This is a genomic window from Burkholderia sp. NRF60-BP8 (genome assembly GCF_001522585.2).
Lineage (GTDB): Bacteria > Pseudomonadota > Gammaproteobacteria > Burkholderiales > Burkholderiaceae > Burkholderia.
Genome location: NZ_CP013372.1, coordinates 1,460,500 through 1,481,885, shown reverse-complemented (window position 1 = coordinate 1,481,885; position 21,386 = coordinate 1,460,500). Strand labels below are relative to the sequence as shown.

General features: G+C 66.7%; 20 protein-coding genes and 1 riboswitch. Of the genes, 11 read left to right on the top strand and 9 right to left on the bottom strand.

Features of this window, described 5'->3' with window-relative positions:
- Positions 1 to 37: 37 nt before the first annotated feature.
- Complete coding sequence (locus tag WS54_RS06840; protein ID WP_059783415.1) at positions 38 to 1,303, top strand: alkaline phosphatase family protein; 1,266 nt, start codon at positions 38 to 40, stop codon at positions 1,301 to 1,303.
- Positions 1,300 to 1,548 carry a hypothetical protein gene (locus WS54_RS06835; protein WP_059783416.1) on the top strand — a complete coding sequence of 83 codons (249 nt, stop codon included), beginning with the start codon at positions 1,300 to 1,302 and terminating at the stop codon, positions 1,546 to 1,548. Before WS54_RS06840 ends, WS54_RS06835 begins: the two co-directional genes overlap by 4 nt.
- 27 nt (positions 1,549 to 1,575) lie before the next feature.
- Here the strand turns inward: WS54_RS06835 and WS54_RS06830 are convergent, their stop codons facing one another.
- Positions 1,576 to 2,955 (bottom strand): MFS transporter, encoded by a 1,380-nt coding sequence (locus WS54_RS06830; RefSeq protein ID WP_059783418.1) that lies wholly within the window; start codon positions 2,953 to 2,955, stop codon positions 1,576 to 1,578.
- A 376-nt stretch (positions 2,956 to 3,331) separates the two neighbouring features.
- Positions 3,332 to 3,775, bottom strand: a complete 444-nt coding sequence (locus tag WS54_RS06825; protein WP_159086637.1) for a hypothetical protein — start codon at positions 3,773 to 3,775, stop codon at positions 3,332 to 3,334.
- A 100-nt stretch (positions 3,776 to 3,875) separates the two neighbouring features.
- Between WS54_RS06825 and WS54_RS34195 the strand changes: the two genes are divergently transcribed.
- The 6 genes from WS54_RS34195 (at position 3,876) to WS54_RS33930 (ending at position 8,219) form a co-directional block, all read left to right on the top strand.
- Positions 3,876 to 4,124: a hypothetical protein gene (locus tag WS54_RS34195; protein ID WP_034204763.1), complete on the top strand. Its 249-nt coding sequence runs from the start codon at positions 3,876 to 3,878 to the stop codon at positions 4,122 to 4,124.
- 220 nt (positions 4,125 to 4,344) lie between these two features.
- Complete coding sequence (locus WS54_RS06815; protein ID WP_059783422.1) at positions 4,345 to 4,644, top strand: hypothetical protein; 300 nt, start codon at positions 4,345 to 4,347, stop codon at positions 4,642 to 4,644.
- A gap of 166 nt (positions 4,645 to 4,810) precedes the next feature.
- Positions 4,811 to 5,455 carry a DUF1326 domain-containing protein gene (locus WS54_RS06810; RefSeq protein ID WP_059783424.1) on the top strand — a complete coding sequence of 215 codons (645 nt, stop codon included), beginning with the start codon at positions 4,811 to 4,813 and terminating at the stop codon, positions 5,453 to 5,455.
- The gene (locus tag WS54_RS06805) at positions 5,452 to 6,243 is read left to right on the top strand and encodes a DUF2182 domain-containing protein (protein WP_059783426.1); all 792 of its coding nucleotides are present in this window, start codon (positions 5,452 to 5,454) and stop codon (positions 6,241 to 6,243) included. The genes WS54_RS06810 and WS54_RS06805 overlap by 4 nt, the downstream gene beginning before the upstream one ends.
- A 53-nt stretch (positions 6,244 to 6,296) precedes the next feature.
- On the top strand, positions 6,297 to 6,644 hold the full coding sequence (locus WS54_RS06800) for a copper-binding protein (protein WP_059783427.1): 348 nt from the start codon (positions 6,297 to 6,299) through the stop codon (positions 6,642 to 6,644).
- A 261-nt stretch (positions 6,645 to 6,905) separates the two neighbouring features.
- Entirely contained in the window at positions 6,906 to 8,219 is a 1,314-nt protein-coding gene (locus WS54_RS33930; protein ID WP_179955193.1) for a collagen-like triple helix repeat-containing protein, read from the top strand.
- A 111-nt stretch (positions 8,220 to 8,330) separates the two neighbouring features.
- Here the strand turns inward: WS54_RS33930 and WS54_RS06785 are convergent, their stop codons facing one another.
- Positions 8,331 to 8,792 (bottom strand): Lrp/AsnC family transcriptional regulator, encoded by a 462-nt coding sequence (locus WS54_RS06785; RefSeq protein ID WP_059783431.1) that lies wholly within the window; start codon positions 8,790 to 8,792, stop codon positions 8,331 to 8,333.
- Between the two features lie 116 nt (positions 8,793 to 8,908).
- Between WS54_RS06785 and WS54_RS06780 the strand changes: the two genes are divergently transcribed.
- Entirely contained in the window at positions 8,909 to 9,541 is a 633-nt protein-coding gene (locus WS54_RS06780) for a LysE family translocator (RefSeq protein ID WP_059783433.1), read from the top strand.
- 160 nt (positions 9,542 to 9,701) lie between these two features.
- On the opposite strand, the gene WS54_RS06775 is transcribed toward WS54_RS06780, so the two are convergent.
- The 5 genes from WS54_RS06775 to WS54_RS06755 form a co-directional block, all read right to left on the bottom strand.
- A complete protein-coding gene (locus tag WS54_RS06775; protein WP_059783434.1) occupies positions 9,702 to 11,630 on the bottom strand; it encodes a TonB-dependent receptor domain-containing protein in 1,929 nt (642 codons plus the stop codon).
- A 215-nt stretch (positions 11,631 to 11,845) separates the two neighbouring features.
- Positions 11,846 to 12,038: riboswitch (cobalamin riboswitch) on the bottom strand.
- A 202-nt stretch (positions 12,039 to 12,240) separates the two neighbouring features.
- A complete protein-coding gene (locus tag WS54_RS06770; RefSeq protein WP_059783436.1) occupies positions 12,241 to 12,489 on the bottom strand; it encodes a hypothetical protein in 249 nt (82 codons plus the stop codon).
- 117 nt (positions 12,490 to 12,606) lie between these two features.
- Positions 12,607 to 13,581: a threo-3-hydroxy-L-aspartate ammonia-lyase gene (locus WS54_RS06765; protein WP_059783438.1), complete on the bottom strand. Its 975-nt coding sequence runs from the start codon at positions 13,579 to 13,581 to the stop codon at positions 12,607 to 12,609.
- A 66-nt stretch (positions 13,582 to 13,647) separates the two neighbouring features.
- Entirely contained in the window at positions 13,648 to 14,286 is a 639-nt protein-coding gene (locus WS54_RS06760) for a helix-turn-helix transcriptional regulator (protein ID WP_059783440.1), read from the bottom strand.
- On the bottom strand, positions 14,283 to 14,804 hold the full coding sequence (locus tag WS54_RS06755) for a YbaK/prolyl-tRNA synthetase associated domain-containing protein (RefSeq protein ID WP_059783441.1): 522 nt from the start codon (positions 14,802 to 14,804) through the stop codon (positions 14,283 to 14,285). The genes WS54_RS06760 and WS54_RS06755 overlap by 4 nt, the downstream gene beginning before the upstream one ends.
- A gap of 403 nt (positions 14,805 to 15,207) precedes the next feature.
- Here WS54_RS06755 and WS54_RS06750 point away from each other — a divergent pair, with 403 nt between their 5' ends.
- Complete coding sequence (locus tag WS54_RS06750; protein ID WP_034204776.1) at positions 15,208 to 16,791, top strand: isocitrate lyase; 1,584 nt, start codon at positions 15,208 to 15,210, stop codon at positions 16,789 to 16,791.
- An 836-nt stretch (positions 16,792 to 17,627) separates the two neighbouring features.
- Positions 17,628 to 19,493 carry a phosphoenolpyruvate carboxykinase (GTP) gene (locus WS54_RS06740; RefSeq protein ID WP_059783442.1) on the top strand — a complete coding sequence of 622 codons (1,866 nt, stop codon included), beginning with the start codon at positions 17,628 to 17,630 and terminating at the stop codon, positions 19,491 to 19,493.
- A 140-nt stretch (positions 19,494 to 19,633) separates the two neighbouring features.
- Here the strand turns inward: WS54_RS06740 and WS54_RS06735 are convergent, their stop codons facing one another.
- Complete coding sequence (locus tag WS54_RS06735; protein WP_059783444.1) at positions 19,634 to 21,298, bottom strand: acid phosphatase; 1,665 nt, start codon at positions 21,296 to 21,298, stop codon at positions 19,634 to 19,636.
- Between the last annotated feature and the right edge of the window lie 88 nt (positions 21,299 to 21,386).

The following is a 21,386-nucleotide window of genomic DNA, read 5'->3' as shown; positions in this document are numbered from 1 at the left end:
CCGGCCGGACCTTCGTCGCGCGACGCCAGGAGGCGCCATGAGTGCAGACGCAGCCCCCGAATCTTCCTCCGCTCCCGCCGTCCCGTCGGTTCAGGATCGCCTCCGGCACGTGTTCGTGTTGATGCTCGAGAACCGTTCCTTCGATCATCTGTTCGCGCTGTCGGGCATTGCCGACATCGTCGCCGCGTCGCCGGGCAACAGCAATGCGTACGGCGGCACCGTCTATCCGTTCGGCGGCGGCGCGCCCGACCGGATGCCGACCGATCCGTGCCACGAATTCACCGACGTGCTCGAACAGCTCTGCGGCGCGGGCGTGCCGTTCGTGAAAGGGCAGCCGTATCCGCCGGTCGGCAATTCGGGGTTCGTGTCGAACTATGCGACGTCGCATGCCGAGGGCGCGCCGCCGCAGCTGGCCGATGCGGGCAAGGTCATGCTGGGCGTCGATGCCGCGACGCAGGCGCCGTCGTTGTATGCACTCGCGAATGCGTTCGTATTGTGCGACGCGTGGCATGCATCGATGCCGGGGCCGACCTGGCCGAACCGCTTCTTCCTGCATGGCGCATCGTCGGCCGGGCTCGACCATTCGCCGACCAAGGAAGAAATGGCCGGATGGAATACGTTCGACGGCTTCCACTATCCGAACGGTTCGATCTTCAGCGCGCTCGGCGACGACAACTGGCGCATCTACCAGGACCAGACGGGCGATCCGCTCGGCCACGTGCCGCAGGTCGCGTCGCTGAAGGGCATCAGCTTCTTCGACGTCGACGATCTCGCGCATTTCGAAGCCGATCTCGCGGCCGGCTACACCGCGCGCTACACGTTCATCGAACCCGGCTACGGGGACATCGTGCACGGCACCTACCGGAACGGCAGCTCGCAGCACCCGATGGACGGGCTGGCCGGCGGCGACCAGCTCGCCGCGCGCGTGTACAACGCGATTCGCAACGCGCCAGTGTGGAACAGCAGCCTGTTCGTGATCGTCTACGACGAGCACGGCGGCTTCTACGATTCGGTCAGGCCAGGCGCTGCGCCGCCGCCGAACGATGGCGCGCCCGCGACGCTGAACGCGAGCGGCTTCGGCTTCGACGTGTACGGCGTGCGCGTGCCGGCGATCGTGATTTCGCCGTGGGTCGCGGCCGGGCACGTCGATCACACGCCGTACGACCACGCGTCGGTGGCCGCGACGCTCGAGCGGCTGTTCGGCCTCGCGCCGCTGACCGATCGCGATCGTCTCGCCAACGACCTGCTCGGGCTCGTGACGGCGACATGCCGGACGGATTGTCCGCAAAGGATCGGAACATGAGTCCCGCCCCGACGCCGGACGCGCGCGACGCGCTGCCCGTGCGCGACGGCACGAGCCTGATCGCCTATCTGCATATCCTGAGGAAAGCGCATGCGGCACTGGTCGGTGAAGACAAGGCTCACCGGCGTTTCAGCGAGATCGTCACGCGCGGGCAGGCGCGGCAATACATCGAGGAACTGATGCCGGCGCTGCTGCAGAAGCGCGCCGAGCATCGGGCGCGCAAGCGTGGCGGGAAGCATCGTTGAGCGACGGGCGAGCACGCCGGTGGCGCGTCATGCCGCCCGCTGCACGCTGACGGCCGATACCGCCGCGCCCGTCAGTTGAACCACCGCGCCGGCGAACATCGCCACGCGCAGGCCGGCCGCGCCGCCGTGCACGGCGGCGAACGCCGTGCCGAGCACCGCGATCCCGAGCGTCGCGCCGGTCATCCGTGCGACGTTGACGAGCGCGCTCGCGGTGCCCGAGCGCGCGGCGTCGACCGCGCCCACCGCAACGGTCATCAGCGGACCCGTCGCGACGCCCATCCCGAGTCCCGTCAATGCGAGCCCGATCTCGGCGCCGAGCAGGCTCGGCGAACCGGCCGACGCGCCGATCGCAGCGAGTCCGCTCGCGATCACCGCGACGCCGCCGGCTGTCGTCGCCCGCGTGCCGATGTGCTCCGACAATCTCCCCGAGCACGGCGATACGGCGACGAACACCAGTGCCATCGGCAGCAATGCGAGGCCCGCGCCGGTCGAATCGAGGCGGCCGGTGCTCTGCCACGTCAGCGGCAGCAGGAACAGCACGCCGTACATCCCGAACGTCATGCCGGTGGTGGCGGCGATCGCGCCGCGAAACGCAGGGATCCGGAAAATGTCGAGCGGCACCAGCGCGGATTCGCCGTGGCGGCGCTCGATCGCCACGAACGCGACGAACGACGCCACCGCGATGCAGCCGGCGATCGCGCATGCGACCGGCGCCTCGCGGAACACGATCGCCGCATACGCGAGCGCGCCGAGTGCGAGTGCGCCCATGACCTGCGCCGCGCCGTCGAAATGCCGGCCGTGCGGATCGGACGACTCGGGCACGGCCGGGATCGCGAGCAGCATCGCGGCGATGCTCAGCGGCACGACGACGAAAAAGATGCTGCGCCAGCCGAAGTGCCGGATCAGCACGCCGCCGAGCGTCGGCCCGATCGCCATCGCCACGCCGTTGCACGCGGCCCAGATACCGAGCGCGCGGCCGCGTTCGACCGGGTCGCGCCACACGACCCGCACGATCGCCAGCGACGCCGGCAGCAACAACGCCGCGCCGACGCCGGCCAGCGCGCGGGCGGCGATCAGCACCGACACCGACGGCGCAAGCGCGCACAGCAGCGACGCGATGGTGAAGACGGCCGTGCCGGCCATGAAGACGCGGCGGCGACCGTAGAGGTCGGCGAGCAGCCCGCCGGTCAGCAGCAGTACCGCGTACGCGAGGTTGTAGCTGTCGACGACCCATTGCAAGGCACCGACACCGGCATGGAAATAGGCGCCGATCGCGCGCGTGGCGAGGTTGACGACGGCCGTGTCGACCTGGGCGACGAGTACGGCGATGCACAGCGTGAGCAGGGTCACGCCGCGACGTTTGACGGTGCGTTCGGCCAGTGCGACCGGTCCTTCGGTATGGGCCACGGGCGGTGCTCCTCGGGTGTCGGTCGATCGAGCTTGGACGTTCCCCACTGACAGCGTGGTGTCAGCAGCCGAGAAACATTTGGCGCGCAAGCGGCATGCCCGCGTGTCGCATGACGAAGTGGTTTGCGCGCGGTTTCCGTCGGCATCGGCAGGGTGATGGACGGCGCGACGATCGGGCGCAACGACGATCGTCGCGCCCCGGGGGATTCGCGAAGGCCGGCTACGACGTGCTGCTTGCGAGCATGTCGGCACGGTCGTGAGGCAACTGAGCGACGCGAAGGCGAACGGCACGCGGATTCATTGGCAACCGGCGGGTTACCTGAAGACCATCCGGTCGATCGCCGGTTGGGCGAGGGCGCTTTGAGCTGCCCGCGATTCATGCGGTGCCGCGCTTGATCGCTCGAAATCCTTCCGCCGTCGACACGAAGCCAGAAAATCCGAACGCGGACAACGCGTGTCGCAGGCGCGCGGAAAGCGGCGTGCCGTAAACGACCAGAATTGCATGGCCGTCGAGATGCATCGCGTCGCCGTGATGGTCGTCCACCGCATCCAGTATTCCGGCGCACCAGCTGTCGCGGTCGTCGCCATGACGCAGGAACAGGGTCACGCCGCCTTCGGCGGCCCGGTCCGACTCCGCCCGGCGCGTATTCCAGATCTGCCTGATCACGGGGTCGTTCGTGTCGCTCGTCACGACCCACGTATGCCGCGCGTGCGCGGCGATGTCGTGAATTCGCTCGCCGCTGTCGGGATCGACGATCAGTGCAATCGTGTTCTGTGTGGTCATGGTGGTTCGCATTGCTGGCGCGCGTTCGATGGGCATTTCTGCATGCCGGTCAATCGGGTCGATACCAGGGCGATTGCGTCGCGCATCGCCATTGACTTAAGATCGGTCGGGAGATCATCCCAAGCCTTCAGCGCCAATGAAAAAGAGCATACGCCTGCGGGTCGCCGTCATCGCGTCGGCCGTTGCCGTGTACAGCATCTACATGCATATCCAGCAGTTGATCAGCGGATGCATGTGGGTCAGGGGCCATCAGCGCTGCAGTTTCGAAAACAGCACGAATTTCCAGGGCCTGATGGATCTGGACCTGATGATCACCTGTTGCTGGGTCGCCGCGGCGGTGGTCGGGTGGATTTCCGTTGCGCAGGGCACGAAGAAACCGGGCTAGCAACGTCATGGTCGTGCTGCCCGATTGAACGGGCACGAAATACAACTCGCCCGGGTCGAACCCGTCAATCGGTGACAACGCGTATTCGCCGAAGGGTGGAGAGGGCGCGCTCGATGCATGCGAGTCCGAAACGAACGCCTGATTCCGCTGCCGGCGCACGAGATCATGCCCATCCCCGTAGACAGGCGTTGCATCGCGCGCCGCGCGAGAGGAGGTTCCCGTGCAATTTCCAACAGGATCGGTGGTCGCGCTCAGCTCGGCCGCGGCGACGATGTTCTCGATCGGCATGCTGTTTCTCGGCTACTGGGGATTGCACGAAGCATCGCCCTGGCGGTTCGGCGACTACGTCGTGATCGTGCTCGCGCTAGCCGGTTTCGCATGCCTCGCCAGCGTGCCGTTTCTCGCGACGTCGCCGATGAAAACGCCCGACGACGAGTCGCGAATGTTCGTCGCGCGACGCGTGTTTCTGTGCGGCGCGGGCGCGGTGTGGTGTGCGATCGTCGTATCGCTGTTCGTGTGAGAACGGATGACGAGACGGTTTCCTGAGCCGCGCGGCGAACGCATTCGGAAATGTCTTACGTGAGGCCGGAACCCACGTTTTTCACGCTGCCGTTACCGCTTTGCTTTCCCCGATGGCGTGCACTAGATTCGAAGCGTTCGTCCGTTTCAGAGCGCGAGGTGGAGCCATGACGCCGTGGGAGATTCAGGGCACCGAAATGATCAGTTGCAATTGCTCATACGGTTGCCCTTGCCAGTTCAATGCGCTGCCGACCAACGGCAACTGCGAAGCGATGGGGGCGATTTCGATCGACAGCGGCCACTACGGCGACGTGGTGCTCGACGGCGTCAGGATCGCGGTGGTATTCCAGTGGCCGGGCGCCGTTCACGAAGGCAAGGGCAAGTGCCAGCCGATCGTCGACGAACGTGCGAGTCCGGCGCAGCGCGACGCCGTGCTGAAGATCATGACCGGTCAGGATACCGATCCATTCGCGACGATGTTCTCGGTGTATGCGTCGACGCTCGAGCACGCGTTCGATCCGATCTTCACGAAGATCGATTTCGACGTCGATGTCGACGCGCGGCGCGGCCGGATTCACGTGGACGGTGTGTTCGACGTCGCCGGCGAACCCATCCGCAATCCGGTGACGGGAGACGAGCACCGTGTGCGGATCGACCTGCCGCACGGTTTCGAATACGAGCTGGCCGAGGTCGGTTCGGGCACGGGGCGCTCGCAGGGCAACATCGCGCTGAATCTGGACGGAACGTATGCGCAATTCGCGCGACTGCATCTGAACAACCACGGGCTGATCCGGCATCGCGCCGCGGCATGACTCCGTTCGACACCTGGCTCGCGCGCGAGCGCGCCGTCATGCTGATCGGCATGGCGGCGCTCGTCGGCCTGTGCTGGTTCTACCTGTGGACGGGCGCGGGAACCGGCATGTCGGCGTGGGAGATGACGACCGTCGCGCTGTTTCCGCATCGGCTGGCGGACGGCATGGGCAGCATGGATCCGTCTCTGCCGATCGTGATCGCGATGTGGTGGGTGATGATGATCGCGATGATGGCGCCCGGTGCCGCGCCGCTCGTGCTGCTGTACCGGCGCGTGCTGCTGCAGCACGGCAACGGGGCGGCAGGATCGGCGTTCACGTCGGTGGTGCTGCTGGCCGGCTATCTGACGACATGGCTCGCGTTCTCGATCGGTGCGGCGTTGCTTCAGGCGCTGCTGCAGCCGGCCGGGCTGATCTCCGCGATGATGCTGTGGTCGAAAAGCGCGCGCCTTTCCGCCATCGTGCTGGCGTTGGCCGGGCTTTATCAATTCTCGCCGCTGAAACGCACGTGTCTGCGGCAATGCCGTGCGCCGACGGCGTTCTTGATTGCGCACTGGCGTCCCGGCGTCGCTGGCAGCTTTCTTCTGGGCGCGCGGCACGGCATGGTTTGCGTGGGCTGCTGCTGGTTGTTGATGGCGCTGCTGTTCGTCGGCGGCGTGATGAACGTCGTGTGGATCGTCGCGTTGTCGCTGTTCGTGTTCGTGGAAAAGGTCCTGCCCGGCGGCGATCGTATCGGCCGCGTGCTCGGCGTCGTGCTGATCGTCTGGGCCGGTGTGACGTTGATCGTGTAAGGCGCGGCGCCGGCTGGCAGTAGAAACAGGCCGGGCGCGAAGGGAGACGCTCGATGAGGATCCGCTTTCACGCTGTCGCGATGTCGTGTGCGATGGCGGTCGTTGCAATGCCGGTGCTCGCAGGCGGCGACATGTCGGGCATGAATTCAGGCGACGCGAGCATGTCGACGCAGGATGCGAAGCTGACCGATGCCGAAGTCAGGGAAATCGATGCCGGGCGCAGACTCGTGACGCTGAAGCACGGCGCACTCGACAACATCGGAATGCCGCCGATGACGATGGCGTTCAAGGCCGGCGACGCGGCGATGATCCCGTCGCTGCATGTGGGCGACAAGGTCCGGGTTCGGGTGGAAAACGTCAACGGCACACTGACGATCGTGAAGCTGGTGAAGCGGCCGTGACGACGATGCGGCGCGTGTACGGGGCGCCGTCGGACTTTCTCTTCTCGTGCTACGTAACGCAGAGGCGGTGTTACGTCAGCGTTGTCGGACCGGCTGCACGGGCCGAGCAGGGCGGCACGATCCGCATCCGATGCGCGCTGTTCCGCAGCGCGGCCTGGACGGCCGTTGCAAGGCGATTGTGAAATTGTGAAGGAGGCCGATGGAAATGGCACGGTAGATGCTTGATGAAATGTTTGCGCTGAATAGTGGACGGGGGCTTCCATGCGAAATCATTTCATCACGGCGAACGTTGCGCTCGCCGCTATGGCCGCGGCGTGTACGCTCGCGGCGTGCGGGGGAAGTGACATTACGGCGCCGACGCTTGCCGGCAACAACATTGGGACGAGCACGAGCGGGACGAGCGGTAGTAGTGGCTCGAGCGGCAGCAGTGGCACGAGCAGCAGCGGCACGAGCAGCAGTGGCACGAGCAGCAGTGGCACGAGCAGCAGTGGCACAAGCAGCAGTGGCACAAGCAGCAGTGGCACAAGCAGCAGTGGCACAAGCAGCAGTGGCACAAGCAGCAGTGGCACAAGCAGCAGCGGCACGAGCAGCAGTGGCACGAGCAGCAGTGGCACAAGCAGCAGTGGCACAAGCAGCAGTGGCACAAGCAGCAGCGGCACGAGCAGCAGCGGTACAAGCAGCGGCAACACCAGCGGCTGGGGCACGAGCGGCGCGCCGGGTACGAACGGCATCGTCAGCTCCATCGGCGGGATCGTGATGGACGTGGGCGCCACGCTCGGTAGCGCGAGCGTGCCCGGTGTCAGCAAGGGCGTCACCGTCGGGCCGGCCGATACGGTAACCGGTGTCGGCACGATCATCCGCGATACGTCGAACGCCGTGAGCGGCGGTCTCGGCCAGATCGGCATCGTACCGAACCCCGTCGGCACGACGGTCGGCGGCCTCGGTACGGTCGTCGCCGCGACCGGCAACCCGGTCAGCGGCATCAGCGAAACCGTCAAGGCGCTCGGCTCCGGCCCGCTGTCGCCGCTGACGCCGATCACGACGCCGGTCAGCGGGCTGCTCGACACGGTGGCGAGCGGCCTGCGCACAGGCGGCGCGGCGCTCGGCGCGTCGCTGTCGTCGGCCCCGGTCCAGCAGGCGACGCAGGCGATCAGCACCGCGATCACGCCGCTCGTGACGACGGCGGGCCACCTCACGCAGCAGGTCGGCACCGCAACCGGCCTCGGGCAGCCGGTCGCGGGCCTGCTCGGTCAGGTCGGCGGGGCGATCACGTCGACCGGATGGAAGGTGACCGCCGCGTCGCCGCAGCCGATCGTCGGTGGCGTCGGCGATCTCGTCCGTGCGGTCGGAAACACGGTAACCAATGTGGGCGGCCTCGTGAACCCGGCTGGCGCGAACGGCGCGGTGCCGATCTCCGGGTTGGTGACGAGCGTGGTCGGCGGCATCCCGGCCACCGTGCACGACGGCGCCGCGACCGGTACGGGGGGCAGCTCGCCGCTGGGCGGCCTCGCCAATCCGCTCGCGCCGGTGACGTCGCTGGTGGGCGGCCTGCTCGGCGGCGCGGTCGGCAAATAGCCGGCGCGTACCGATCGTCATGCGGCAACCGGCCGCGTGAGCGGGGACGGCCGCCATCGATCGTCGCCGGTCCCGGCCGGAACCGTCCGACGATCGCGAAACCGCAACTCGCTACCTGCGGTCGTCGCCGGGCTTCGCCGCCGGACGCGCCATCCCGCGCGCGGGCAGCGGCGTCGACATCACGATCGACGTGCGCGTTTCGCCGTACAGGTTGATGCGTTCGATCAGTCGTTCGAGATGGACCATGCTGACGGCGACGAACCGCATCACATACGAATCGGCGCCCGTCACGTGATGGCATTCGACGACTTCGGGGATCGTCTCCAGCAGCTTGAGGAACTTCGCTTTCGCCGGTTGCGGCACCGTGATGCCGATCAGCGCGCTCACTGGATAGCCGGCCGCGGAAGGATTGATCCGCGCGGTGTAGCCCTCGACCACACCGGCCGCTTCAAGACGCTTCACACGCTCCGTCGCCGCCGGCACCGACAGGTGAACCTGACGCGCGAGCTCCGTATAGCTGATGCGTCCGTTGTCCTGCAACAGCGCCAGTATCTTCCAGTCGAGATCGTCCATCGCAGCGGGGATTTTTAAGGTAGAGCCGCCATTTTTCCTTAAAAATTGCATTCAGCGGGGCGCGGACTTTCCCTACGATGCCTGTTCGATCCACGCGATGTCGCAAGGGGCAGGCGATGCTGTTCATCCAATCCGTCGTGATGGGGCTGTCGATCGCGGTGCCGGTCGGCCCGATCGGCATGCTGTGCATTCAGCGCAGCCTGAGCCGCGGCTTCCGGGCGGGCTTCGCGACGGGCATCGGCGCCGCGTGCGCCGACGCGATTTACGGCCTGCTCGGCGCGCTGGGCGTCGCGGGCGTCGTCACAGCGTTCCCGATGTTGACCGTCGGCCTGAAAATCGGCGGCGGCGCGTTTCTCGTGTGGCTCGCGTGGACCATCGCGCGCCAGGCGCCGGCCGCGCCGGCGGGGCAGCGCGCGTTGCCGCGCACGACCGTCCTGCGCGATTTCCTGACGACGTTCGGTCTCACGCTGTCGAACCCGATGACGATCGTGTCGTTCGTCGGGATCTTCGCGGCGCTCGGCCCGCTGCCGGGTGCGCGGGAAGGCGCGATGTGGGCGACCGTCGCGCGGATGGTCGCCGGCGTGTTCGTCGGCTCGGCCATGTGGTGGCTGTGCCTGAGCAGCGCGACCGCCGCGCTGCGCGCGAAGCTGTCGTTCGCATTCATGCACGGGCTGTCGTGCGTGTCGGCGGCCGTCGTCGCGGTATTCGGCGCGATCCAGCTGGTCGCCGGCGTGCGCGGGTTGATCTAGGCGTACGGGGCCGCGCGGGCCGACCGGATCTCCGGATCCGATCCCGCGATCCGGGCCGATGCCGATGTCGTCCTCATGCGCTTTTGCCGCGACGTCAATTTTCCGCGCGTGCCGGTGCGGCGCGTTGCGCCGATGCGCCGATGCGCCGATGCGCCGGGCGTCAGAACGTGTAGCTGACCTTGCCGAACGCGGTGCGCCCGAGCGTGTTGTAGCCGTACGCGGTCATGTATTGCCGGTCGAACAGGTTCGACAGCGACGCCGACACCGTCAGGTGCGAATCGATCCGGTACGACGCGCGCAGGCTCACCGTCAGGTACGACGCCAGATACTGCCGGTTGGCCGGATCGTCGAACGTCGAGCCGCCGTACAGCAGCGACGCACCGGTGCTCAACGCGTGCAGCTTCAGTTCGTCCCACGTGTGATCGACGTTCAGGCTGACCGTCTGGCGCGGCCGGCGGCTGAGCCAGGTCCGGTTGGTCTCGTCCTGCGGATTCAGGATGCCGACGGCCACGCTCACCGGCGTCGAGCGGCCGATCGTCCCCTTGTACGACAGGTCGATGCCGCGAATGTGCGAGCGGCCGATGTTCATCGGCGAGAACGTCGCCGGGTTGTACGCGATCAGGTTGTTGACGCGCGTGTCGTAGATCGCCGCGGTGAAGGTGCCGTACGCGGTATTCGCGTCGAGCGCGGCTTCGACCGACGTGCTGCGCTCCGGGCTGAGGGCCGGGTTGCCGTAGCCGGGGTAGTACAGGTCGTTGAACGTCGGCAGACGGAACGCATTGCCGTACGATACGCGCGCCGTATAGACCGGTGTGATCGCCCACGACAGCGCGGCGTTGCCGGTGTTCACGGCTTGCCCGGCGATGATCTCGTGACGGCCGGCGACGAACATCGTCACGCTGCCGAGCGTCGCCGACTGGTGCAGCGAAAACGCGGAGTCGTTGCGCGTCGGCACGCCGCCGGGAATGTCGACCGGCAGGAACGCCTGTTCGCGCGTGAAGTCGTAGGCGAGCTTCGATTCGCCCGACAGCGGCAGGCCGAACAGGTGAAACCCGTGCTCCTGATGGGTCAGCGACGTCGACGTGCTGATCCGCTGCGAGTTGATCTGGTCCGTCGCGAGAGCCGGGTTGTCCGCATGGATGAACTGGCGATCGTTCGCATAACCGAGCGACTGGTCGAACTGCGTATCGGGCGTGATGTCGAGATGGAACGCAACGCCGGTCGTCAACTGATGGTCCAGCTCGCGATTCGCGTAGCCGCTGTTGTCGTAGGACAGATCGGAGCGGTGATACAGCGCGAACGTCGAGATCGACCAGTTGTCGCGCGCATAGCCGAGCCGCGCATCGAGATCCTGCGCGTGATACGGATTGCGGCCGTCTTCGTGGCCGTAGAAGAACGGCCGCGTCGCGTCGATGCCGGCCGTGTTGTAGTCGTGCAGCCCGAGCGAATAGGTGAGCCCGCCGAGCGCGGCGAGCGGCCCCGTCGACGGCACCGTGCCCGACGTGCGGAACTGCGTGTCGAACGTCTTGTTCGAGCCGCCGCCGAACGACACGGTGGTCTGGTTCGGCTGGTTGGCGGCGCGGCGCGTGAACAACTGCACGACGCCGCCCATCGCGTTGTTGCCGAACGATGCGGCGGCCGGGCCGGAGATCACTTCGACGCGCTCGAACGCTTCGGTCGGCAGGTCGGCCCACGGCGCGATGCCGGTGGTCGGCGAGCCGATCCGGATGCCGTCGATGAACACGGCGACCTGGCTCGCCGACGCGCCGCGAATGCTGACCGACGCGGACGAGCCGGGCCCGCCGTTCTGCGCGACGGTCACGCCCGGCAGCGTCGCGAGCGCCTGCGTGATGCTCGGGTCGGTCGGCGACAGCCGGTCGAGATCCTCGCGCGTGAGCACCTGCGTCGACGCATAGCGCCGGTCGAACGATTCGGGCAGGTGCCGCGTGTCGGTCACGCTGATCGTCGGCAGGTCCGTGCCGTCGGCGGGCGCGGCGGGCCGTGCAGGCGCCGTGTCGCCGGCCGCGTGGGCGAGCGGGGACAACAGCGCGGTGGCGACGGACGTGGCGAGCAGGTGACGAATGGTCATGAGGCGGCGGGACAAAGCGTGAAGCGGGTACGGCGATCGTGAGCGCAAGGCGGACGGGGGGCGCATGCCGACGGCGTGTCGGTGCGACGCTTCCGGCCGGGAAGCGGATTCGGGAACGATGGACATCTGACGGATCCTGAGGTCGGGTCGTCCATGCAACGGGCGGCCGCCAACGGCGGTGCTTGCACATCGGGACACCCCGCCCGGTGCGGCTGCTGGACCTCGGGTCGATGGCAGGTCTCCTGGCTCGCGGGTCGCCATCCGTGCAGGCCTTCCCGGTTTCCCAGTGGCACGCGGTGGCACGGATTCGCCGCTCACAGTTGCGGGGGCAGCCGCAGATTCGAGGCGTTGCCTCGCCTGCGTTCCCTTTTGATCCCATCCCTGGGAACCATCAGCGCGCAAGGGTAATGGCGTGCATGTAGGCACGTCAATCGTTCGTCTGCGCGCGGATGCGAAAAAACGTCATCGATCGGCGTCGGCTTTCCGGATCCTTTCGTTCGACGTGCCCGGAGCGCGTTTCAGGTCTGAAGAAACGGCCGGGTTCGACCGCATGCCGTCGCGCCGGAGCCGGCTGCCGTCGCGCCGAATGTCGACGGTCGGGCGCGTGTCGTTACATATGCGTGCCGGCATGTGCGCGGCCGCCCGGGTCGCCGCCGCGGTTGGGCGGCGTATTGTTCTGATCGATCTTCGCGAGCACGAAGCCGGCGGGCGGCAATGCGGCGGACGAACGGTGCATCGCGTGCCCGACCGCGGGGTGAGGCGACGCGGCGGAAAAAACGGATGTCGTCACGCCCGGTTGAGCGAACGCCGACAGGGAAACGGCCGCCAGGGCGGCGGCGACGAACGCGTGCGTATTCATGACCACTCCTGCATGACTGACTTCGGGACGACCTAATCAGTCTAGGAGGCGAAACTTAACGCGACGTGAAGGCCGCGCTGCGCGCGCATGACAAGATCTTCATGCGCGCGCAGACGGTCAGGCCGGTGCCGACACCAGCGCGCAGAAGTTCTCGAGATCGACGTTGCCGCCGCTGATCACCACGCCGACGCGCTTGCCCTGCAGCGCATCCTTCATCCGCCGCACGGCGGCGAACGACAGGCAGCCGGTCGGCTCGACGACGATCTTCATACGGGTGGCGAAGAAGCGCATGCAGTCGACGAGTTCCGCGTCCGTCGCGGTCAGGATGTCGTCGACGTCGCGGCGCAGGATCGGAAACGTCAGGTTGCCGAGATGCTGCGTCTGCGCGCCGTCGGCGATCGTACGCGGCGTGTCGATGTGCACGATCGTGCCGGACCGGAGCGATTGCTGGGCGTCGTTGCCGGCTTCGGGCTCGACGCCGTACAGCTTCGCATGCGGCGACAGCGCACGCGTGGCGAGCGCGGTGCCCGACAGCAGTCCGCCGCCGCCGAGCGGCGTGAACACCGCGTCGAGCGGGCCGACTTCGTCGAACAGTTCCTTGGCCGCGGTGCCCTGGCCGGCGATCACGTCCGGGTGATCGTAGGGCGGCACCAGCGTGAGTCCGTGCTTCTCCGCGAGCGCGCGCCCGATCTGCTCGCGATCCTCGGTGTAGCGGTCGTAGGTCACGACGTTGCCGCCGTAGCCGCGCGTCGCGGCCATTTTCGCGGCCGGTGCGTCCTGCGGCATCACGATCGTCGCCGGAATGCCGAGGATGCGCGCGGACAGCGCGATCGCCTGCGCATGGTTGCCCGACGAGAACGCGACGACGCCGTGGCGCCGCTGTTCCGCGTTGAAGCGCGACAGCGCGTTGAACGCGCCGCGGAACTTGAACGCGCCCATGCGCTGCAGGTTCTCGCACTTGAAGAACACCTGCGCACCGAGTGCGTCGTCGACCGTGCGCGACGTCATCACCGGCGTGCGGTGTGCGTGGCCTTCGAGCCGGGCCGCGGCGGCGGCGACGTCGTCGTACGTGGGAAGAATCGGAGAGTTCATGGTCGCTCGAGGGTCGAAAAGATCAGTCAACGGGAAACTCGAAATGGGAAAGCCGGACGCGGCGCGTCACTTCGCGTCGTTGTAGACGGTGGCGCGCGACACGCCGAGATGCTGCGACACGATCTCCATCGCGCGGCGCACCTCGAGGAAGCCGTCGGCCTTCAGCGTCTGCATCAGCGCGCGGCGCTGGTCGGTCTTCAGCTCGCGCGGCGTGGTCGCGAGGCGCGTCGCGAATGCGTCGATGCGCTGCCGGATCGCGTCGGCGCTGGCCGGGTCGAGCGTTTCGACGACGGCTTCGCCGACCGTGCGGCAGAACTGGTTGAGCATGCCCTGGAAGCCGCGGAACAGCGTGACGTCGGCATTCAGGCACAGCGCGGCCACGTAGCGCCCGGTCGAATCCTTGATGCCGATCGACGTGCTTTTCGCGGTGCGGCCGTCGGCGAAGCGGTTCGGGTAATTCGCGAGCACCTGCGGGAAATCGTCGTCGGCGATGCGGGCGAGGCCGAGTTCGGTCGCGGGATCGCCGACCGCGCGTCCGGACAGGTTGTTGTGGATCGCGAGGATCGCATGCTCCGGCGTGCGCAGGTCGTGCACGACGACTTCGGTGAACGGCGCGAACATCTCGCCGAGCCCTTCGGCGATGCGCTGCACCTGCTCGATCAGCGATGCCTGCTCCGACTGCAGCGGTTTGCGGTTCGTGCTCATGCGCGGTCCCGGGAGGCGGGCGCGTCCGTCGTTTCCGGCCGCGTGATGTCGGCCAGCAGCGGGCGCGCGATGCGGATGTAGTCGGCCGCGTCGAGCACCACCGAGCGGTCGAGGCGGCCCGCGTTGAACGCGATCTCGGCGTTGCGCTCGACCAGCGCCGGATCGACGACGAGCGTCACGCTCGGGTCGAACGCGAATGGCGGCACGGCGCCCATCACGCAGCGCGTGACGGCGGCTGCGACGTCGGGCGACGCGAGCGTCGCCTTGCGCCGGCCCAACGCATCGGCGACCTTGCGGAAGTCGATCTTCAGGTGGCCGGGAATCACCGCGAGCGCGGCGGTGTCGCCGCCATCCTTGAACGTGCAGAGCATCGCCTTCGCGCCCTGTTCGGGGCGTGTGCCGCGCAGCGCGGCGATCGCATCGGATTTGCCTTCCGCCGGATGCTCGAGCACGCGGAACCGCGCGCCGGACGTATTCAGCAGTTCGCAAAGGGTATCGAAAACGGGAGAGTCGTTCATGTCGCTCCGGGGCGCAGGCCGACGCGCTGACGCACGCGTATCAAATAATCGTCCAAGTATAGACGTTTTGTCATGGCTGTGACAAAGCCTGACGGTCGTTGCTGTTCCGGCTTGGTCGGAGCGTGCCGGTCCTTCAGCAACCGAAAGGGCATTTCATATCGCGAGAAGTGCGCCGGATTCCTGCCGCCGCGTTTTACCGCCGCTTGAAACCGTGTTTTGCATCGCAAAAACGCTTGGCTATCTCATTGAAAAACAACGAAAATTTATATCTTATGTCTTATATAAGACTTGGTCGAAATCGCGCCAAGCAGGATTACTATTGAGTCCATGCAGTTCGCTTCGTCACACGCGGCGGGCACGCTGAATCCTTTACTCAAATGCGCTTCGTTCCCAGGAGATAGACATGTCCCAATATCAAGACGACATCAAGGCAGTGGCAGGTTTGAAGGAAAACCACGGCAGCGCGTGGAATGCCATCAACCCCGAATATGCCGCCCGCATGCGTGCCCAGAACAAGTTCAAGACTGGCCTGGACATCGCGAAGTACACCGCGAAGATCATGCGCGCCGACATGGCCGCGTACGATGCCGATCCGTCCAAGTACACGCAGTCGCTGGGCTGCTGGCACGGCTTCATCGGCCAGCAGAAGATGATCTCCATCAAGAAGCACTTCAACAGCACCGAGCGCCGCTACCTGTACCTGTCGGGCTGGATGGTCGCCGCGCTGCGCTCGGAGTTCGGCCCGCTGCCGGACCAGTCGATGCACGAAAAGACCTCGGTCAGCGCGCTGATCCGCGAGCTGTACACGTTCCTGCGCCAGGCCGACGCCCGCGAGCTGGGCGGCCTGTTCCGCGAGCTGGATGCCGCGAAGGACCCGGCCGCCAAGGCCGCGATCCAGCAAAAGATCGACAACCACGTCACGCACGTCGTGCCGATCATCGCCGACATCGACGCCGGCTTCGGCAATGCGGAAGCGACCTACCTGCTGGCCAAGCAGTTCATCGAAGCGGGCGCGTGCTGCATCCAGATCGAAAACCAGGTGTCGGACGAGAAGCAGTGCGGCCACCAGGACGGCAAGGTCACGGTGCCGCACGAGGACTTCCTCGCGAAGATCCGCGCGATCCGCTACGCGTTCCTGGAACTGGGCGTGGACGACGGCATCATCGTCGCGCGTACCGATTCGCTGGGCGCCGGCCTGACCAAGCAGATCGCCGTGACCAACGCGCCGGGCGACCTGGGCGACCAGTACAACTCATTCCTCGATTGCGAAGAACTGTCGGCCGACCAACTGGGCAACGGCGACGTCGTCATCAAGCGCGACGGCAAGCTGCTGCGTCCGAAGCGCCTGCCGAGCAACCTGTTCCAGTTCCGCGCCGGCACGGGCGAAGCGCGTTGCGTGCTCGACTGCATCACGTCGCTGCAGAACGGCGCCGACCTGCTGTGGATCGAAACCGAAAAGCCGCATATCGCGCAGATCGGCGGCATGGTCAGCGAGATCCGCAAGGTGATCCCGAACGCGAAGCTGGTGTACAACAACAGCCCGTCGTTCAACTGGACGCTGAATTTCCGTCAGCAGGCCTACGACGCGATGAAGGCCGAAGGCAAGGACGTGTCGGCTTACGACCGTGCGCAACTGATGAGCGTCGAATACGACGACACCGAACTGGCCAAGCTGGCCGACGAGAAGATCCGGACGTTCCAGGCCGATGCATCGCGTGAAGCAGGCATCTTCCACCACCTGATCACGCTGCCGACGTACCACACGGCTGCGCTGTCGACCGACAACCTCGCGAAGGAATACTTCGGCGATCAGGGCATGCTCGGCTACGTGGCGGGCGTGCAGCGCAAGGAAATCCGTCAGGGCATCGCCTGCGTGAAGCACCAGAACATGTCCGGTTCGGACATCGGTGACGATCACAAGGAATACTTCAGCGGCGAAGCGGCGCTGAAGGCGGCGGGCAAGGACAACACGATGAACCAGTTCTGATCGTCGTCCGACCCGAAGCACGACGCCAGCCCTTGGGGCTGGCGTTTTTTTGTCTGCCCACGCCAGTGCGTGACCCGCGCACGTCTTCGCGACGTACCGGTTCGTCGGCACCCCGTCGATCGAATCGAGATCGACGACGCGACCTCAACTTGTCCATCGTTTCGGCAAACGTCGTGCTGGAATTTTTCATCGTCGCCAACCGCAGCGAAGAATTCACGCGGACCGTCATCGCGGCAACCGGAAGTACTCCTCGACGATTCGCGTCGTCGCCGGGCGCGTATTAACACGGATTGCCACGCGTACCGTTATGAGCAGTGGCTGCATCGGGGCATTCGATCGGGATGTTTGTGTGCGCAACCTAATTCAGGGTTTGCCTGAGTAGCGAAAACGCGAATGGGCGCGATGCGTGTTCGTATTGCCGGCATGGACGATCCGCAGGTTGAAATTACCGCTCGCGCGAAACCCTTGCCGGGCGGCTGTCGCGGGCGTTTCGTCCCCCAGTCGCCTGCGACGACGCCGTAAAAAAGCACCCACCTGCAACGCGCGTGCCGGTGCGCCGTCACAGTTGTTTCTTGTTGCAACGCAACGCCCGCCCAATAACGGCGATGGTATGCTGGCCGGCATGGAGTTGTATGGCAGGTTGCTTGCATGGCGAAACGCGCGTTCGCACCCTCTAACGAGACTTCACCTTCTCTCGCACGCATCGCGGCTTCGACGCGCGCTCCGCTCGCGCGTCGCGTTCTGCGTGCCGCATCTTCCTGCGCTCCGCACGCATTCCCCATCTCGCGGGCTCGCCCGCATCCCCCATCCCCGCCCAATAATCTGGAGACATCCCCATGTCGCAAAACACTTTGGCCGAAGCGACACACGGCCCGCTGATCGCTCCGCCGGCTTTCGTCAAACATCGCAAGCTGATCGACTGGGTAGCGCGCATTGCGGCGCTCACGGAGCCCGAGCGCATCGTATGGTGTGACGGTTCGCAGGAAGAATACGACGCGCTGTGCCAGGCGATGGTCGACCAGGGCACGCTCAAGCGCCTGAACCCGGCGAAGCGTCCGAACTCGTATCTCGCGCAATCCGATCCGTCGGACGTCGCGCGCGTCGAGGATCGCACGTTCATCTGCGCGGCGTCGCGCGACGACGTCGGCCCGACCAACAACTGGATCGATCCGGCCGAAATGCGCGAGACGCTCAACGGGCTGTTCCGCGGTTCGATGCGCGGTCGCACGCTGTACGTCGTGCCGTTCTCGATGGGGCCGCTCGGCTCGCCGATCGCGCACGTCGGCGTCGAGCTGTCCGACAGCCCGTATGTCGCGGTGAACATGCGGATCATGACGCGCATGGGGCGCGACGTGTACGACGTCCTCGGCGAGGACGGCGATTTCGTGCCCTGCGTGCACAGCGTCGGCCATCCGCTCGAGGCCGGCCAGCAGGACGTGCCGTGGCCGTGCAATCCGGTCAAGTACATCGTGCACTTCCCGGAAACGCGCGAGATCTGGAGCTTCGGCTCGGGCTACGGCGGCAATGCGCTGCTCGGCAAGAAGTGCTTCGCACTGCGCATCGCGTCGACGATGGGCCGCGATCAGGGCTGGCTCGCCGAACACATGCTGATCCTCGGCGTCACGTCGCCGGCCGGCAAGAAGTATCACGTCGCGGCCGCGTTCCCGTCCGCGTGCGGCAAGACCAACTTCGCGATGCTGATCCCGCCGCAGGGCTTTGACGGCTGGAAGGTCACGACGATCGGCGACGACATCGCGTGGTTGAAGCCCGGCCGCGACGGCCGCCTGTACGCGATCAATCCGGAAGCCGGGTTCTTCGGCGTGGCGCCGGGCACGGGCGTGAAGACCAATCCGAATGCGATCGCCACGCTGAAGGAAAACGTGATCTTCACGAACGTCGCGCTGACGGAAGACGGCGACGTGTGGTGGGAGGGGCTGACCGACACGCCGCCCGCGAAGCTGACCGACTGGCAGGGCAATCCGTGGACGCCCGAAACGGCCAAGGAAACCGGACGCAAGGCCGCGCATCCGAACTCGCGCTTCACCGCGCCGGCCGCGCAGTGCCCGTCGATCGACGACGACTGGGAAAACCCGGCCGGCGTGCCGATCGACGCGTTCATCTTCGGCGGCCGCCGCTCGACGACGGTGCCGCTCGTGACCGAGGCGCGCGACTGGGTCGAAGGCGTGTACATGGCCGCGACGATGGGTTCCGAGACGACCGCGGCCGCCGTCGGCAAGCAGGGCATCGTGCGCCGCGATCCGTTCGCGATGCTGCCGTTCTGCGGCTACAACGTCAGCGATTATTTCGCGCACTGGCTCGAACTCGGCAAGCGGCTCGAAGCCGCCGGCGCGAAGCCGCCGAAGATCTATTGCGTGAACTGGTTCCGCAAGGATGCGAACGGCAAGTTCGTGTGGCCCGGCTTCGGCGAGAACATGCGCGTGCTGAAATGGATGCTCGATCGTCTGGAAGGCACCGGCGGTGGCGGCGAGCATGCGTTCGGCGTGTCGCCTGCGTATGAGGACCTGCACTGGGACGGCCTCGATTTCACGCGCGATCAGTTCGATGCGGTGACGTCGATGAACGCGGACGAATGGCGTGAGGAGCTGAAGCTGCATGCGGCGCTGTTCGATACGTTGAAGCTGCGCTTGCCGGCTGAAATGACCGACACGATGAAGAAGATCGAGCAGCGTCTCGGCGGCTGACGCGCGGGATCGGCGTCGCGCACGTTGCGCGCGACGCATTGCCCGGCGCCGCATGGCGTCGCCGGGCCGGAAACGAACGACGCCCCGGGCCATTCATCGCGTGGCCCGGGGCGTCGGCGTTTCCGATGATCGACTGGCGATCAGCCGAGATCGAGCGCGTTCGTCAAATCGCCCGGCGGCGTCGCGCCGCGTGCGGCGAACGCGTTGTTGCGCCGGACCACGCCGTCGAGCGGCGCGAGGCCGTGCACGCGGCTGATGAAGCGCAGGATCGAGTTCGTGTCGTACAGCGTGTGATCGACGAAGCCCTTTTTCGCGAACGGCGAGATCACGAGCGCCGGGATCCGCGAGCCGGGACCCCAGCGATCGCCGACCGGCGGCGCGACGTGATCCCACCAGCCGCCGTTCTCGTCGTGCGTCATCACGATCACGGTGTTTTCCCATTGCGGACCGCGCCGGATATGGTCGATCACGGTCGCGATGTGACGGTCGCCCGATTCGATGTCCGCATAGCCCGCATGCATGTTCAGGTTGCCCTGCGGCTTGTAGAACGCGACGGCCGGCAGGCGGCCCGCGTCGATGTCGGCGATGAAGTGGTTGGTCGACGGCGCGTCGCCGAGCCCCGCGTCGCGCAGGTGCTTGCGGCGGGCTTCGGTGCCGGGCGCGTAGTTCGCGAAGTAGTTGAACGGCTGGTGGTGGTACTGAAAGTCGGGCACGGTGCCGGTGTCGCGATGTTCGAGCGCGTACTGCCATGCGCCGCTGTACCACGCCCAGTCGATATTCTTTTCCGACAGGCGGTCGCCGATCGTCGCGTAGCCCTGCGGCGGCATCACGCGATGGTCGGACGGATCCGCATACGCGGCATTGCCCGGATCGGGCGGCGGCACGTAGCTCGGCTGGTACGGCGGCGCCATCGTGTTCACGCCGTAGCCGTCCGGCGTCAGCGGGCCGTCGGCCGCGAACTTCGGCGGGCCGTCGAGCGCGGACGCGGGCGAATCGTCGGCGAGCTTCAGGCGCGTGCCGGTCGGGTCGTCGCCTTCGACCTGCGACAGCAGTTTCGCCGCATGCGGATGCTTGTGCGCGTCCGGATACAGCGGCGGCTGCGCGGAGATCAGGAACATGTGGTTCATCCACGAACCGCCGAAGGCCGCCATGAAGAAGTTGTCGCACAGCGTGTATTGCCGGGCGAGATTCCATAGCCGCAGCGTGTCGGCCGAATTGCGGTAGTGGCCCATCACGAGGCCGCCTGAATCGGCCCATGCGGCGAACTGGTCGTTGCGGCCGCCCGCGATCTGCATCTGGTTCTGGTAGAAGCGATGCCACAGGTCGCGCGTGATCACGCCGTTCGGCAGCGGCTTGCCCTGCGCGTCGGTAATCCGGAACGGCGCGTTCGGCAGCTTGTCGATGTCGCGCTCGCCGATCGCGTAGCGCTTGCCGTCCACTTCCTGCGCCTGCGGCACGAGGCCGCCCCAGATCTTCGGCAGCACCGGCAGCGGCGTCTTGCCGTCGCGATCGAGCTGTCGTGCCTGTTCCGGCCGCACGTCGCCGAGCGGATAGCGCACGCCCGGGAAGTCGCCGTACAGGTTCGCGAAGCTGCGGTTTTCTGCATAGATCACGACGATGTGGCGCACGCGCTGGCGCAACGCTTCGTCGATGCGCAGGTCGGCGGCCGAACGCGGTGCGTTGTCCGCGGTGGTTTCGCAGCCGGCGACGGCGACACCGGCACCGAGCGCGGCGAGGCCGCCGAGCACACGGCGGCGGTCGGGGTCGGCGGGCAGGTCGTCGGGGCGATCGGGGGTGTCGTTCACGTCGTGGGCTCCTCGGATGGGCGGTGGGCGGGTGTCGTTCGATGCGCGCCTGCGTTGCGCGGGCTGCCGCGACGCAGGGCGGAATGCC

Bases quoted from the DNA above. Each gene is read 5' to 3' on its own strand.
- WS54_RS06840 (WP_059783415.1), top strand. From the start codon at position 38: ATGAGTGCAGACGCAGCCCCCGAATCTTCCTCCGCTCCCGCCGTCCCG.
- WS54_RS06835 (WP_059783416.1), top strand. From the start codon at position 1,300: ATGAGTCCCGCCCCGACGCCGGACGCGCGCGACGCGCTGCCCGTGCGC.
- WS54_RS06825 (WP_159086637.1), bottom strand. From the start codon at position 3,775: ATGCCCATCGAACGCGCGCCAGCAATGCGAACCACCATGACCACACAG.
- WS54_RS34195 (WP_034204763.1), top strand. From the start codon at position 3,876: ATGAAAAAGAGCATACGCCTGCGGGTCGCCGTCATCGCGTCGGCCGTT.
- WS54_RS06810 (WP_059783424.1), top strand. From the start codon at position 4,811: ATGACGCCGTGGGAGATTCAGGGCACCGAAATGATCAGTTGCAATTGC.
- WS54_RS06805 (WP_059783426.1), top strand. From the start codon at position 5,452: ATGACTCCGTTCGACACCTGGCTCGCGCGCGAGCGCGCCGTCATGCTG.
- WS54_RS06800 (WP_059783427.1), top strand. From the start codon at position 6,297: ATGAGGATCCGCTTTCACGCTGTCGCGATGTCGTGTGCGATGGCGGTC.
- WS54_RS33930 (WP_179955193.1), top strand. From the start codon at position 6,906: ATGCGAAATCATTTCATCACGGCGAACGTTGCGCTCGCCGCTATGGCC.
- WS54_RS06785 (WP_059783431.1), bottom strand. From the start codon at position 8,792: ATGGACGATCTCGACTGGAAGATACTGGCGCTGTTGCAGGACAACGGA.
- WS54_RS06780 (WP_059783433.1), top strand. From the start codon at position 8,909: ATGCTGTTCATCCAATCCGTCGTGATGGGGCTGTCGATCGCGGTGCCG.
- WS54_RS06775 (WP_059783434.1), bottom strand. From the start codon at position 11,630: ATGACCATTCGTCACCTGCTCGCCACGTCCGTCGCCACCGCGCTGTTG.
- WS54_RS06770 (WP_059783436.1), bottom strand. From the start codon at position 12,489: ATGAATACGCACGCGTTCGTCGCCGCCGCCCTGGCGGCCGTTTCCCTG.
- WS54_RS06765 (WP_059783438.1), bottom strand. From the start codon at position 13,581: ATGAACTCTCCGATTCTTCCCACGTACGACGACGTCGCCGCCGCCGCG.
- WS54_RS06760 (WP_059783440.1), bottom strand. From the start codon at position 14,286: ATGAGCACGAACCGCAAACCGCTGCAGTCGGAGCAGGCATCGCTGATC.
- WS54_RS06755 (WP_059783441.1), bottom strand. From the start codon at position 14,804: ATGAACGACTCTCCCGTTTTCGATACCCTTTGCGAACTGCTGAATACG.
- WS54_RS06750 (WP_034204776.1), top strand. From the start codon at position 15,208: ATGTCCCAATATCAAGACGACATCAAGGCAGTGGCAGGTTTGAAGGAA.
- WS54_RS06740 (WP_059783442.1), top strand. From the start codon at position 17,628: ATGTCGCAAAACACTTTGGCCGAAGCGACACACGGCCCGCTGATCGCT.